Origin of the sequence: Collimonas sp. OK607 (assembly GCF_900111995.1) — a bacterium.
GTDB lineage: Bacteria > Pseudomonadota > Gammaproteobacteria > Burkholderiales > Burkholderiaceae_D > Collimonas.
In genome coordinates this window covers 35,067-48,347 of sequence record NZ_FOKF01000036.1, presented here as the reverse complement: position 1 = coordinate 48,347, position 13,281 = coordinate 35,067, and the positions used below count along the sequence as shown (strand labels likewise).

The 13,281-nt window shown below is 53.4% G+C and carries 13 protein-coding genes; 8 read left to right on the top strand and 5 right to left on the bottom strand.

Annotated features, from left to right (window positions below; genetic code table 11):
- Positions 1 to 265 (bottom strand): transposase (locus BM029_RS20250; RefSeq protein WP_139217306.1); only part of this gene is annotated, 265 nt, incomplete at its 3' end.
- Positions 266 to 523: 258 nt separating this feature from the next.
- Here BM029_RS20250 and BM029_RS20245 point away from each other — a divergent pair.
- Entirely contained in the window at positions 524 to 1,012 is a 489-nt protein-coding gene (locus tag BM029_RS20245) for an acyl-CoA thioesterase (RefSeq protein ID WP_092439135.1), read from the top strand.
- 51 nt (positions 1,013 to 1,063) lie between these two features.
- On the opposite strand, the gene BM029_RS20240 is transcribed toward BM029_RS20245, so the two are convergent.
- Positions 1,064 to 2,545: a sensor histidine kinase gene (locus BM029_RS20240; protein ID WP_170851157.1), complete on the bottom strand. Its 1,482-nt coding sequence runs from the start codon at positions 2,543 to 2,545 to the stop codon at positions 1,064 to 1,066.
- Between the two features lie 481 nt (positions 2,546 to 3,026).
- Between BM029_RS20240 and BM029_RS20235 the strand changes: the two genes are divergently transcribed.
- The gene (locus BM029_RS20235) at positions 3,027 to 3,968 is read left to right on the top strand and encodes a proline dehydrogenase family protein (protein WP_244545140.1); all 942 of its coding nucleotides are present in this window, start codon (positions 3,027 to 3,029) and stop codon (positions 3,966 to 3,968) included.
- Positions 3,969 to 4,441: 473 nt separating this feature from the next.
- Complete coding sequence (locus tag BM029_RS20230) at positions 4,442 to 6,412, top strand: hypothetical protein (RefSeq protein WP_139217305.1); 1,971 nt, start codon at positions 4,442 to 4,444, stop codon at positions 6,410 to 6,412.
- An 80-nt stretch (positions 6,413 to 6,492) separates the two neighbouring features.
- Here the strand turns inward: BM029_RS20230 and BM029_RS20225 are convergent, their stop codons facing one another.
- Positions 6,493 to 6,969, bottom strand: coding sequence for a YbhB/YbcL family Raf kinase inhibitor-like protein (locus BM029_RS20225; RefSeq protein ID WP_092439127.1), 477 nt, complete (start codon positions 6,967 to 6,969; stop codon positions 6,493 to 6,495).
- A gap of 215 nt (positions 6,970 to 7,184) precedes the next feature.
- On the opposite strand from BM029_RS20225, the gene BM029_RS20220 reads away from it, so the two are divergent.
- Positions 7,185 to 7,655 (top strand): ferritin-like domain-containing protein, encoded by a 471-nt coding sequence (locus tag BM029_RS20220; protein ID WP_092439125.1) that lies wholly within the window; start codon positions 7,185 to 7,187, stop codon positions 7,653 to 7,655.
- A 21-nt stretch (positions 7,656 to 7,676) separates the two neighbouring features.
- On the opposite strand, the gene BM029_RS20215 is transcribed toward BM029_RS20220, so the two are convergent.
- On the bottom strand, positions 7,677 to 9,044 hold the full coding sequence (locus BM029_RS20215) for a sensor histidine kinase (protein ID WP_092439123.1): 1,368 nt from the start codon (positions 9,042 to 9,044) through the stop codon (positions 7,677 to 7,679).
- On the bottom strand, positions 9,041 to 9,706 hold the full coding sequence (locus BM029_RS20210) for a response regulator transcription factor (RefSeq protein ID WP_092439121.1): 666 nt from the start codon (positions 9,704 to 9,706) through the stop codon (positions 9,041 to 9,043). The genes BM029_RS20215 and BM029_RS20210 overlap by 4 nt, the downstream gene beginning before the upstream one ends.
- Before the next feature lie 145 nt (positions 9,707 to 9,851).
- Here BM029_RS20210 and BM029_RS20205 point away from each other — a divergent pair, with 145 nt between their 5' ends.
- The 4 genes from BM029_RS20205 to BM029_RS20190 all read left to right on the top strand — a co-directional run bounded on the left by BM029_RS20205 (position 9,852) and on the right by BM029_RS20190 (position 13,281).
- The gene (locus BM029_RS20205) at positions 9,852 to 10,655 is read left to right on the top strand and encodes an ABC transporter ATP-binding protein (RefSeq protein ID WP_092439119.1); all 804 of its coding nucleotides are present in this window, start codon (positions 9,852 to 9,854) and stop codon (positions 10,653 to 10,655) included.
- 15 nt (positions 10,656 to 10,670) lie between these two features.
- Entirely contained in the window at positions 10,671 to 11,555 is an 885-nt protein-coding gene (locus BM029_RS20200) for an ABC transporter permease (RefSeq protein WP_092439117.1), read from the top strand.
- Between the two features lie 78 nt (positions 11,556 to 11,633).
- Positions 11,634 to 12,650, top strand: coding sequence for an ABC transporter substrate-binding protein (locus tag BM029_RS20195; protein ID WP_092439115.1), 1,017 nt, complete (start codon positions 11,634 to 11,636; stop codon positions 12,648 to 12,650).
- A 151-nt stretch (positions 12,651 to 12,801) separates the two neighbouring features.
- Positions 12,802 to 13,281 (top strand): acyl-CoA thioesterase, encoded by a 480-nt coding sequence (locus BM029_RS20190; RefSeq protein WP_092439113.1) that lies wholly within the window; start codon positions 12,802 to 12,804, stop codon positions 13,279 to 13,281.

The window sequence follows — 13,281 nt, the reverse complement described above, 5'->3', positions numbered from 1 at the left end:
CTGCTTTTTTTATGATTTCGTTCTCCCGTTTCAGGCGAGCGACCTCAGCTCGCAGACGGGACAACTCCATCGCTTCCGGCGTGACCACCTTGCTACCGGCACCTTTGAGCTCACCTACCGCGGCGGCCTTGATCCAGTTGCGCAACGTCTGGTCACTCAAGCCTAGCTCCTTGACCACCAGCGAAATTGCCTGCCCGTCAGCCACCCGTTTGACGGCAAGCTCTTTGAACTCGGTCGTGTATGCCTGTTTTGGTATTTTCTTCATTTCCGCTTCTTCCAAAGTAACGTTATTTTACGTCACCCGTGGAAGACTAAATTTCAGGGGAAGCTCAATTACGACATATCGACCGCTTCCGTGTTGATACCACTTGCTACGAACTTTCCTACGTTATTTGCAGTTGATTACTTGCAAGTAATAGAACTTGATCAACACTATAAGCTGCTTCCTCGGACTTGAAAGAGACGAGGCGGCAATAGCGGCTGTTCATTCAGCCTTTTTTCTATTTGCTTATGGAGTTCCATCATGTCAGCTATCCTGTCCAAGCATCCGGTCACCAAAGAAAACAAAGCAGAAGTTACCCCGCTGCCGTTTATCATTTTGCGCCCCGAGTTGCCAAAAACCTTCCACCATTCGATCGATGTTTACCTGAAAGACTCGAATGCTACCGGCAATATCTATTTTGCCCGGCATTTCGAATGGCAAGGGATCTGCCGCGAACGTTGGTTTTTCGAGTGCATTTCTGCCGACATGTTGCAATCGCTTGGGGTTTTCATTACCAAGGAAGCGCAACAGGAGTATGTGTGCGAGACGTTCGCATTTCAAAAGATCGCGTGCGAGGTCAATACTTTCGCTATCAAGCAATGTTCGTTTTCATTGTTGTTCCGATTTCTTGTAGATGGCAAGCTGGTTGCGAAGGGCCATCAGCAAATAGTTTTCGCCAACAAGGAAAAGAGAATCACGCGCTTGCCTGATCACATTCTTGAAAAAATCCGGGAATATGAAGTTCAATGAAGGGCGCAAAAGAAAGAGGCAAAGTCTGGTTTTGAAAATGTTTGATTTGAACTAGAGAACATGCGGAGGAGAGTGCGCCGTGCTTTCCTCCGTTTGTCGCAGCGATGTTGCAACAATTGGAGAAACCATTTTATCCGGAGCGGTATCCGGAGCGTTTTCCACCACCGGAAATTCGAGGGTAAATGTCGTATATTGACCAGCAACGGAATCGCAGCGTATGCGACCGCCGAAAGATGCCATCACCCGATGGCAAAACGTGAGCCCGACACCGGTGCCGCCGCTTTGTTTGGTCGTGAAAAAACCGTCAAAGATATTAGGCAGCGCGTCGCCGGCAATCCCGGTTCCCGTATCCCTGAAATACAAACGATTGATGGACGGTCCACCCACCGTCCATATCTGGATTTCACCCTTGCCGGCTACCTTGATCGCATACAGTGCATTTTTCAGCAAGTTGAACAGCACCAGTATCAGCAGCGTATCCGACCCATAAAATCTGAAATCCTGATCTTCAGCAGCACTGACAACGATGCGCTCCCGGTCCTGGCGGTCGTAGGTGTAGCGTTCAATCGCCTCGTTCAGGCAATGTCCCATGTCGTGCTGCGCAAATGAACTTTTGTCGATCTGATCCATTTTGATAGAGGCCAGCATCATGTCCAGTACCGCACTGGTCCGATCTACTTCATGGGTAAGCGTTTTACCTATGGTGGCAAGATAGTTCAAGGCAAACGGCGGCAAAGAGGGGGGGCAAAGATTGTTGGCAACCGCCAGTTGGTAGCTATGGAGAAGTGTCGGGATATATTTGTTGATTCCTTGCGCCTGATTGCGGATCGAGAGCAGCGGAGTACGCATCTCGTGGGCGACGCTGGCGGCAATTGCCATCGGATTGAACAAGCCGTATTTGACAATCGCGACCGTGATGATGCCAAGGCTGACAGCGATGAACAACACGCCAGGCGGGTAAAACTCGAATCCGTAATTACACAGATAATCGACGGCCGCAAAAAAATAAGTAAGGATGCCGGCGATGCACAATCGCAACCTGATGCGTTTATTCGGCGGTGCGGTTTTTTGCTGGAGAAGGGTGATATAGAGACCACGGCATACCACCACCACGGTTTGCAGCACATGCACCGGATGGAGCGGCCCAGCCTTTGGATAGTATCCCCAAAAATATTCATAGTAGCCGGCAACGAAGAGATCGCCACCGATCAGAAAGAGTGCCAGGATCGAGGCTATTCCATACGACAGATAAACCAGATGGCGTTCATTCGGACGATCGGAGACTTCTGTCAGGAAATGATACAGGCTGGTCGGCAAGAACAGGATCAGGAGGTAGCCAAACTTGATCAGGAACATCGCCAGGCCTGGCGTGTGAACCTGGAAAAGAACAGCCCAAGTGCCCTGCCAAAACGCAGAAATCATGCACAGCGCAGAAAAGCTGATGCCGATACGGGTGAAGCCTTGTGTACAAAGTACGTACAAGCCGTAACCCAGAAAAACGGATGCGACTAAGGCGGGCAATATTGAGTACATTGGCAATATTTAAGGGTAAGTATCCACGTGAAGTAATAGATGAAAGTTGTTTACTGTATAACTTATGGCGTCGCTTCAAGTCTGGCCGAGGATAAATATGCGCAGATATGCGCAAATTACGCTATTCCTCATCCAGACAATAAGTTGCAATGCGGAAATATATCATTCAAATGGCATAAATGGCATTTTTACCGAATGATTATAACTACCGATCTCCACCGGTTCCCATTGCGCACCTGAGCGTCACGCGCTACCTGCATCCTTGGTGATGTGAGAAAAATTGGCAGAAGCACGGAAAATTACTGGTTTTGCCGCCTCTCGTCGAATCTCTAAAATGAATTCCTGGAAACAAGGGCCCGCCGTTTCAGGCGGAATTTCATGACGAGTGTTTCAACTATCGCTTCAACTATCTACTATGGCAAACAATAATCAACCGATATTTCCTGTGCAATGGCGAGCCTTGGTCGGCCAGGCTGCCGATGTGCTGCGCGAGTTGGCACTGAATGAAGATGCCAAGGCCAGGTTTTGTAACGATCCGGCGCTGCGGCCATTCATGCATCGTGTCGCCCGGCGTTACGTAGCTGGGCAGACAACGCAAGATGTGGTGGAGCGCGTAAGCCAGATCAATGCCCGTGGCCATGCTGCTTCTGCGGAGTATATGGGCGAAAGTTGCCGCGACGAGAGCAAGGCTAATGCGGAAACGGAAGTCTTTCTGGCGTTGATTTGCGCCATTGGCGACAGAAGTGCGGACAGAGCCCTGAATTGTTCGGTTTCACTCGATCTGTCCCACATTGGTTCTGTGATCGATCCCGAGCTCGGTTTCCTCAACGGCAGAAAAATTGCCCGCGCTGCTGCCGCAAGCGGCTGCGAAGTCATGATTTCGATGGAAGGATCCGACCGCGCCGATAATATCTATCTCACCTATGCCCGCCTGCATGCAGATCCTGCACTGGCGAATGTCGGCATCACAGTGCCCGCCAAGTTGCATCGCAGTGCACAGGATCTGCCAAAACTGATGGCCTATCCAGGCCGCATTCGTTTGGTGAAGGGCGCTTTTCTTGAGCCTGTGCAAGTTGCCTATGATCGGAACAGCCCTGAATTGGCCGCTTGCTACAGGCAATTCGCAACAGCACTACTAACTAGCGGACACAAATGTTCGATTGCGACGCACGATCGCACGATTCAGGAAGACCTCACGAATTTAATCCTGCAGCAAGATCTGTTTGACCAGCGCCACTACGAATTCGAATCGCTGATCGGTCTCGGCACGGAGCAATTGGATGGATTGCAGAAGCGCGGTTTTCCAACGCGTGAATACGCCGTTTATGGTGAAGAATATTTTCTGTACGTTTTGAACCGGATCGCGGAAGAGCCGATACGGCTCTACCAAGCGCTCGTGGACATCATGGCGCCGCAAATATAGACGCGGATACCCGTGATAGCCGATCCCCTTGAGGTTCAAATCGATCGGCTGTCTCAGAGTGGCCGAAGCATGTTGATCGACACGCGAATCACATCTCCAAAGTTGGGCAAGCTATAAAGAATGGCTCTTATATCAGAGCCATTCTTTGTGCGCGAGAGGCTCGCACGCTGCTTCGATTAGTCGAAACTATTATTTTTTTAATACTGAAAAAATAGATGCTGGATCGCGATGAAATGTATATATAATTTCCGCACGGCAATTATTGCCAGTCACAATTCATCGCTGATCTCGGGGAAAAACAAGTATTTATAAAAATATTTCTCGAACAGGGTTGATCTTGATTTAACGCAGCAAAAAGGCGGTTACAAGATTTTTTTAGAAAAAATATCTTGTGGCTGAGGAACTGCGGTCTGCAAAGTAAGGTTTTTCTTTACCCTGAAGAGGCTCAAAAATGACAATTTTTGGAGAAGAAAATGAATCGGAATTTTAGTAGATTAGGATTAATTCTCAGTTTCGCTTGTTTTACCGTAGGCTCGGCTTTCGGCTCCACCATCACAAGACAAATAACCAGCAGCGGCACAGTCAAAATTCCAACCACTTCTGTCGGTGTCGATGGTTTGTCATCACCCGAAACATCGCCGACATTTTCGAACGTTCCTAATCTCGCCGACGGTCCCACTGCGGCAGGCACTACAGGTGCAACTGGAACAAAAGGAACGCAAAGCACCACCGGCGTGCTCGCGCGCGTAGCGAAGTTCAAGATAAACCGCAGTATCGCTAAGGCACAGGGGAAAGGCGAGTGGACCGAAGCGTTGGGCAAAGATGTGCCAGACCGGCGTGTGCAACTCAGTTTCGACGGCGAAAATTCCCGCAACCAGCGACTTGCAAGCAACGGCAACCAGTTTTCGATTGAGCCACCGGATCAGGGACTCTGTGCCGGAAACGGCTACGTCATGGAATCGTTGAATGACGTAATGAAGATCTATAACCGTAAAGGCGTTGCGTTAAGCGGAGATATTGCGCTCAACGCATTTTATGGATATGCGCCAGCAATTAACCGCCAGGTCAATCCACGAGTTTTCGGTCCATCGATCACCGACCCGGCCTGTTATTTCGATCCAGACGTAAAACGCTGGTTCCACCTGGTGTTGACGCTGGACACCGATCCTGCCACGGGCGCGCAGACCGGCACCAATCATCTTGACCTTGCTGTCAGCTCGTCAGCCGATCCGCTCGGGAGCTGGACCGTGTACAAGATTGCAGTGCAGGATGATGGCACACAAGGCACGCCGCAGCATCCAAACTGCCCATGTCTGGGCGATTATCCGCACATCGGCGCCGACGCCAATGGCATCTACCTGACAACCAACGAATTCCCGTTTTCGGGAGGATTCAACAGTGCGCAGATATATGCAATATCGAAAAAGGCGCTGACCAGTGGTACTACTTCGATTCAAGTGACGCAGCTTGATACCGCAGATTATCTGCTCGACGGCAATCCGGGATTCACTGTGTGGCCTGCAGTATCTCCGGCCAGTGATTTTGAGCGCAGTAACCGGGGCACCGAATATCTCCTGAGTTCGGTCGCAGTGTTTTCCAATTCCGGCAACGACAGTCGCCTGCGGGTGTGGGCAGTTGGTAACACGAAATCGCTGGACGACGCAACGCCAGCACTGACGCTTTCGCATAATGTAGTCAATGTTGATTCCTATGGCGTACCGCCTGCGATCCCGCAGAAACCGGGAAGCGCGCCCCTGAGGGACTGCCTGAACGACCGCAGCCTGGTGACACCTGCGGGCATTGGATGTTGGAATTATCTAACTGCAGTCCAGCCGACAGTTCCGGAAACTCTGGCGGCGATCGATCCGAACGACTCGCGCATGCAACAGGTGTTTTTTACTGGTGGCCGTTTATACGGCGCACTCGATACCGTCGTCAATGTCGCCGGCCAGGATCAGACCGGGATTGCCTACTATGTGCTGAATCCTTCCGTTTCAGCCAACCTCGCCAGTGCATCGGTAATCAAGCAGGGCCAGTTGGCGATTGCCGGTAACAGCGTTACGCGGCCAGCCATCGCTGCATTACCTAACGGCAAAGGAGTGATCGGCTTTACCGTGGTCGGAGCAGATCACTATCCGAGTGCAGGTTATATTCATTTCAACCGCGACAATGGTCATCGAGGTGAAACGGTCAAGGTAATTGCAAACGGACTCGGGCCTGACGACGAATTCGGTTCTTATAACGCCTTTGGGACACCGCGTAGCCGCTGGGGCGATTATGGCGCGGCGGCGGTTGACGGCAACGATATCTGGCTGGCCAATGAATACATTGCGCATGCGTGCACGCTGGCGCAATACACCGATCCTGCAGCGCTGTTCAGTTGCAGCGGGAGTCGCGTCGCCTTGACTAACTGGGCAACGCGCATCAGCCGGATCGAGCCCTGAAGCCTGGCTCGATAGTTCGCACTAATGACGGCTCCATACCTGGAGCCGTCTTTTCGTGGCGATCATGATCACCCCATTTCCTAGCTTCCCTTCTTGTAGCTGCCGATTAGCGTGGCACTGGCGATGATATGGGCCGCCATGGCCTTTTCCAGTATCGCTTTGGTCGGCTTTCCGAGATCCGGAAGCACGATATCCAAGGCGTAGAGCTTATGAAAATAGCGATGGCGCCCGATCGGCGGGCAGGGGCCGCCGTAACCAGTGCGATTCCAGTCGTTCAAGCCATCTTTGGTTCCGGCCGGCAGTTTCGCGTCAGGAACCGCCGCCTCGAGTCCGTCCGCCTCAGGCGGAATGTTGTAGAGCACCCAATGCACCCAGGTAGTTTGCGGCGCCGCCGGATCGGGCGCATCAGGGTCGTCGACGATCAGGACCAGACTGCGGGTCGCCGGCGGCAACCCACTCCATACGAGCTCGGGAGAAATATCTTCGCCTTCGCAGGTGTAGCGCCTGGGAATCAAGCCGTCATGTGAAAACGCCGGAGAATTTAGCACCATGATCATGGTTCGCCTCCCTGGATGGGGCTCAGTGCTGGCTGGCAACGGTGCATGTTGCAGCACAAAAAATCGCTTAGCGCTTCAATCCTACACCTCTCGCCCAATTGGTTCAAAGAATGCCTTGCTATTCATCTTAATCTTTGCTATCCCTGAATTGAATAATCATTGCCGGGTAATCGTTTTTCTGTGGCTGAGCGGCTTCAATAAACACGAGGACAAACATGAACGATACTGAGAAGCGACAAACAATCGAGGCGCTGAATAGCATCATGGAGCTTGAATTGGCTGGCGTGGTGCGCTACACGCATTATTCATTGATGGTCTACGGATATGGCCGCATACCGATCGTTTCATGGCTCAAGGACAATGCGCTGGAAGGGCTTGGGCACGCCCACAAAGCCGGAGAAATGGTGACGCTGCTGGGTGGGCATCCGTCGCTGAAGATCGGGCCGCTGCTGGAAACGGCGCAGCACGATATCGGCGATATCCTGCGTGAAAGCCTGGAGCTTGAAAGGACGGCGCTCGCGGCGTATTACAATTTGTTCAAGATGACCGAAGGCCGCTCGATCCTGCTTGAGGAATATGCGCGGGAAATGATCGTTCTGGAGGAGCTCCATCTGGATGAGGTCAACAAGATGCTGCGACGTCCTGGCGACATCGAGCCGTTCGAAACTGAACCGGTTAAGGTGTGACCACAGGCGAAGGCGGTGTAATTAGACCGCCTTGAAACTGAGCGTGACGATGAAGTCTTTGTTGGCCGCATAGCCGAAGCGCATGTGGCCGTGATGCGCGCGCATGACTTCCTCAACGATCGACAGGCCCAGGCTGGCGCCAAGGCGATCACCGCTACGCGCCGAAAACGGTTTCCTGATGCGTTCCTGGTCGGCTTCGGGGATGCCGTGGCCATCATCGCGGATTTGCAATTCCCAATCGGAGTTTTGCCGGCTGATTTCAATATGCAGCCTGGACGGCGCGCCATATTGCAAGGCATTCCCGAGAATATTCTTTATCGCTTCGCGGATGCTGATTTTGTCACCCAGGATCAGGCATGGCTCATCCGGCGCCAGCATGGCGATGTCGAGGTTGCGCTGAGCGTGGCCGGACAGCATGTCGGTCATTTCGCGCCTGGCCAGTAGCGTCAGGTCAATCGTTTCAAGCTGCACCGAGTCTGCCCGATGCTGCACCATGGCGTGGTTGATCAGTTGATTAATCAGGTTGCCAAGATGATGCGTCAGCTCGCTCAGCCTGGCAATATGCCGCAGCCGGCCGCTTTCGTCGCGCTGCATCGAGAGCAGTTCCATCTGCGATATCAACGCCGTCACCGGCGTCCGCAGTTGATGGGCGGCGTCGCCGATGACACGGCGCATCAGTTCGCGGTGCACGGTAAGGCGGTGCATGAACTGGTTGATCGAACTCACCAGCGGATGGATTTCAGCCGGTACCTCTATGCTTAGCGGCGACAGGTCATGCAGGTCGCGGCGCTGAATCGCGAGACCGATATTCTTCAGCGGCGACAAGGTCTGGTACAAGGTGAACATGGCTGCAATCACCGTCAACAGGCCCATCACGATGATCACCAGCGACGCATTGGTGCCGAGGTTTTTTGTAAACGATTCGCGCCCGTTGTTGGTCTGGGCCACCATGATCACCGCCCAGGATTGCGGCCCCGCGGCCGGCAAACGTCTGCCGACGATGGCGATGCTGACCGGCAGATCCAGATACACGCCGCGGATTACCAGCGGTCCGTCGGCCAGCTTATCCCACGGAATGACAGGTTTGAATTCGGGATCGCCGGCAACTGTCCGTCCCGCAGGATCAAGCACGGCATAGAACACCTGATCGCCGGCAGTCAGCATGGAGAATGCGGAAATTGGCGCATCGACGTTCACCGTGCCGTTGTTGTACCAGGTGTTCTCGGCAATCGAAAGGGCGCTGCCTGTCAGGATTCGGTCATAGGCTTCATTCGCCGCCAGGCGTGTCGAAAACCAGATGGCAATCAATAGCGCAATGGCGCTGACCACCAGCACCAGCCCGACCCGGGTGACCAGGCGCAGATAGAGCGAACGGCCGACGACAATCATGACAACACAACCTGATAGCCGAGGCCGCGCAAGGTACGGATTTCAAACTGCGCGTGCGAGAGCTTCTTGCGCAGGCGCGCTATATATTGTTCGACCGAATTGGCGCTGGGATTGTCGTCGATGGTGAATAGTTTATCGATCAGTTCGTCCTTGCCGAAAATCCGGCCCGGATGGGAGATGATGATTTCGAGCAGGGTGATTTCGCGTCGGGTCAGGTCCAGCGGCAGGTCGTTAACCCTGGCGGTGCGGCTCTTGCGGTCCAAGGTCAGATTGGCGCACTTCAGCAGGTTGGTCGAATCGCCGCCACCACGCCGCAGCAGTACCCGGATACGGGCCTCCAGCTCACGAAAATCAAAAGGCTTGGTCAGGTAATCGTCGGCGCCGGCATCCAGTGCGTTCACCCGTTCTTCAATTTCGGCGCATGCTGTCAGCATCAATACCTGGGTGTCAAGCGGCACGCCGCGTATGCGTTTCAACAAGGCATAGCCGTCAAGCTCCGGCAGCATGACGTCCAGGATGATCAGGTCGTAATGCTCGTCTGTCACCATGTTTGCGGCCTTACGGCCATTGGCCTCCCAATCCACCGTATGACCCAGGCGTAACAGGTGCGCGACAATCGCGTCGGCTACGTCTGTCGTGTCTTCCACCAAAAGAATGCGCATCTTGTGTCTCTATTTGTAGTTCTATTCTTACTTGTATATTTATATTCTGACAATGTGATTGTCATGAATTTAAAACCGTCAGGTTCGTTACAGTTTCGCAGATTAGCATCGGTGCGTAGGAAATATAAAAAATATGGAGACAAACATGGAAAAAGGCGATTCCCTCGTCCACCAAGGCGCAGCCGCGACCCCTGCGGTTGCCACGCCGCTGCTGGAAATCGATAACGTTACCCTGCAATACAAGACCAGCGATCACCTGGTGACTGCTGCCAAGCAAGTCAGCTTCAAGGTCTACCCATCCGATCGTTATATTTTGCTCGGCCCGTCCGGTTGCGGCAAATCCTCGTTGCTGAAAGCAATTGGCGGCTATCTCGAGCCGGTACATGGGACGATCCGCCTGAAAGGCAAGGAAGTGACCCAGCCGGGTCCAGACCGGATGATGGTGTTCCAGGAGTTCGACCAGCTGCTGCCATGGAAAACCGTGCGCCAGAATGTCGAGTTCGCCCTGCACGCCAGCGGCCGCCTGCGCGGAGCCGAAGCGGCTGAACGCGCGGCTTACTATATCGAAAAAGTCGGCCTGATCAAGTTTATCGACAGCTTTCCGCATACGCTATCGGGCGGCATGAAGCAACGCGTCTCGATCGCCCGCGGCATGGCAATGGAGCCCGACGTCTTGTTGATGGACGAACCATTCGCAGCACTCGATGCGCTGACCCGCCGCAAAATGCAGGACGAATTGCTGCGGCTGTGGGAAGACACGCGCTTCACCGTTTTATTCGTCACCCATTCGATCGAAGAAGCGATCCGCATCGGCAATCGCATTTTGCTGCTGTCGCCCCATCCGGGCCAGGTCAAGGCCGAACTCAACAGCATCCCGCCGGAAGAACTCGGCAGCGCCAGCCAGGCGCAGCTGGAAACCCGGATTAACGACATGCTGTTTGCACATTGAACATTGAGGTTAGCCATGAATTCAACCAATACTGCTTTGCCCGAACTGTTTGTGCGCCCGGAATTCGTGCTCGATCCGCAGCGTGCCGAGACCGCTGAGATCCAGCGCCCACTGTCGCTTGCCGAATCGCTTTATCGCCACGGATGGCTGCGTAAAATATTTATCCTGCTGCTGCTGGCCGTGGTGTGGGAGATATATGGCCGCTGGCTGAACAACTCACTACTATTCCCGAGCTTCCTGGAAACGGTGAAGGCATTCTGGGCAGGTATCAGCAGTGGCGTTCTGCTTGAAAGAGCAGCTGTATCCATGAAGACGTTGCTGATCGGCTACGGCCTCGGCATTGCACTGGCGACCTTGTTGACCACGATTGCCATCAGTTCACGCATCGGTACCGATTTTCTCGAGACGCTGACTTCCATGTTCAATCCGCTGCCGGCGATTGCGCTGTTGCCTTTGGCGCTGATCTGGTTCGGCCTGGGCACCGGCAGCATTATCTTTGTCATCGTGCATTCGGTTTTGTGGGCGGTGGCGCTGAATACCCACAGCGGATTTCGCGGAGTGTCCAATACCTTGCGCATGGTCGGTCAGAACTATGGCTTGAAACGATTCTCGCTGGTTGGTGCAATCCTGATCCCGGCGGCTTTTCCGAGCATTCTTACCGGGCTTAAAGTCGGCTGGGCATTTGCATGGCGCACATTGATTGCGGCTGAGCTGGTGTTTGGTGTGTCGTCGGGTAGCGGCGGCCTCGGATGGTACATTTTTGAAAATCGCAACCAGCTCGAAACGGCGAATGTGTTTGCCGGCCTGTTTTTCGTGATCATTATCGGGCTTTTTGTTGAAAACTTTATCTTTGCCACGATTGAGAAACGGACTATCCGTCGTTGGGGAATGCAGCACTGAGCAGTTGTCCGAAACGCGCGGTAGACCGTATAAAATACCGCGCAAAATCATAGAATATAAAAATACAAGGAGATATGAATGAAACGCAGAGCTTTCAGCAAATTGGTGGTAGCAGGGACGTTGGCACTGTCCACCTTCATGAACGTGGCGCACGCCGAGGCATCCACTGTACGTATTTCGCACGGCTACGGCATCCTCTATCTGCCGTTGATGGTGATGCGCGACCAGCAATTACTGGAAAAACAGGCCAAGAAAATGGGCCTGGGCGATATCAAGATCAACTGGCTGACGCTGGACGGCGGCAATGTGATTAACGATGCGATGCTGGCCGGAAACCTGGACATTGCCGGTACCGGTGCGCCGGGTTTCATTACCCTGTGGTCCAAAGCACAAGGAATCCCGCGCTCGGAAGTGATCGGGCTGGGGGCGCTGAGCACATCATCGCTTTGGCTGAATACCAATAATCCAAATATCAAATCACTGAAAGACTTTACCCCCAAAGACAAAATTGCTATTCCTGGCATTAAAACTTCGCTGTCAGCGGTGGTGTTGCAGATGGCGGTTGCCAAGACTTTCGGCGCCGAGAACTATGCCAAGCTGGACCCTTTGACAGTCAGTCTCGGGCACCCTGAAGCCGTGGGTTCGCTGATGTCCGGCAAAACCGAGATCACGGCGCATTTCACTTCGCCGCCGTTCTCTTATCAAGAGCTGAAGAACCCGAAAATCACACGGGTTCTGAATTCCTCTGACGTGCTGGGCAACATCACGCTGGATGTTGTGTTCGCGTTGAAACAGTTCACAGAGAACAATCCAAAACTGGTCCAGGCTTTCATGGCTGCGCAGGAAGAGGCTAATACCTACATCGAAAAGGACCGGCACGGCGCGGCCGAAACATTTATCCGCGTCTCCAAAATCAAGCTGACAGTCGACGAAGTTGAAAAAATGCTGGCGGATCCTGATGTCCAGTTCCACACCACGCCTAACGGCCTGATGCAATACGTGATGTTCATGGATAAGGCCGGTACGATTAAAACACGGCCGGCAAAATGGTCGGACATGTTTGTTCCATCAGTGCGCGGGCGACAGGGCAGTTAAGAAGCAGGGTGCCTGGCGGCAGGACTGAAACTGGAAATAGTGAAGCACACAGGGGCGCTTCGCAACATCTGCTTCTTGCTAGTTTCGGTCATTTTAGGATAGGCTTGCCGCTTTCGCACCCTTCTTAAAGCAAAGAGAAACCCCGTCAATTATGGATATGCCATCTCATCAACTCACCATGACCGTGCTGATGTCGCCAGACATGGCTAATTTTTCCGGTAATGTGCATGGCGGCGCGATTCTCAAGTTACTCGACCAGGTGGCGTACGCCTGCGCCAGCCGCTACGCAGCGCAATACGTGGTGACCCTGAGCGTGGACCAGGTAACCTTTCGCCAGCCGATCCATGTAGGCGAACTGGTCAGTTTCCTTGCCAGCGTCAATCATACCGGCACCTCATCGATGGAAGTCGGCATCAAGGTGGTGGCCGAGGACATCCGGACCCAAGTAGTGCGCCACGTCAATAGTTGCTTTTTCACAATGGTAGCCGTGGACGGCGAACGCCGCCCGGTTGCGGTGCCGCCGTTGCGTCCGTTCAGTGCCGAGGAAAAACGGCGGTTTGAAGGTGCGATCCTGCGCAAGCAGTTGCGCCAGGAACTGGCGCGCCGCTTTGAAGAGGTCAAGCCGACTTGA

Bases quoted from the DNA above. Each gene is read 5' to 3' on its own strand.
- BM029_RS20195 (WP_092439115.1), top strand. From the start codon at position 11,634: ATGAAACGCAGAGCTTTCAGCAAATTGGTGGTAGCAGGGACGTTGGCA.
- BM029_RS20220 (WP_092439125.1), top strand. From the start codon at position 7,185: ATGAACGATACTGAGAAGCGACAAACAATCGAGGCGCTGAATAGCATC.
- BM029_RS20225 (WP_092439127.1), bottom strand. From the start codon at position 6,969: ATGATCATGGTGCTAAATTCTCCGGCGTTTTCACATGACGGCTTGATT.
- BM029_RS20205 (WP_092439119.1), top strand. From the start codon at position 9,852: ATGGAAAAAGGCGATTCCCTCGTCCACCAAGGCGCAGCCGCGACCCCT.
- BM029_RS20215 (WP_092439123.1), bottom strand. From the start codon at position 9,044: ATGATTGTCGTCGGCCGTTCGCTCTATCTGCGCCTGGTCACCCGGGTC.
- BM029_RS20190 (WP_092439113.1), top strand. From the start codon at position 12,802: ATGGATATGCCATCTCATCAACTCACCATGACCGTGCTGATGTCGCCA.
- BM029_RS20240 (WP_170851157.1), bottom strand. From the start codon at position 2,545: ATGTACTCAATATTGCCCGCCTTAGTCGCATCCGTTTTTCTGGGTTAC.
- BM029_RS20200 (WP_092439117.1), top strand. From the start codon at position 10,671: ATGAATTCAACCAATACTGCTTTGCCCGAACTGTTTGTGCGCCCGGAA.
- BM029_RS20230 (WP_139217305.1), top strand. From the start codon at position 4,442: ATGAATCGGAATTTTAGTAGATTAGGATTAATTCTCAGTTTCGCTTGT.
- BM029_RS20210 (WP_092439121.1), bottom strand. From the start codon at position 9,706: ATGCGCATTCTTTTGGTGGAAGACACGACAGACGTAGCCGACGCGATT.
- BM029_RS20245 (WP_092439135.1), top strand. From the start codon at position 524: ATGTCAGCTATCCTGTCCAAGCATCCGGTCACCAAAGAAAACAAAGCA.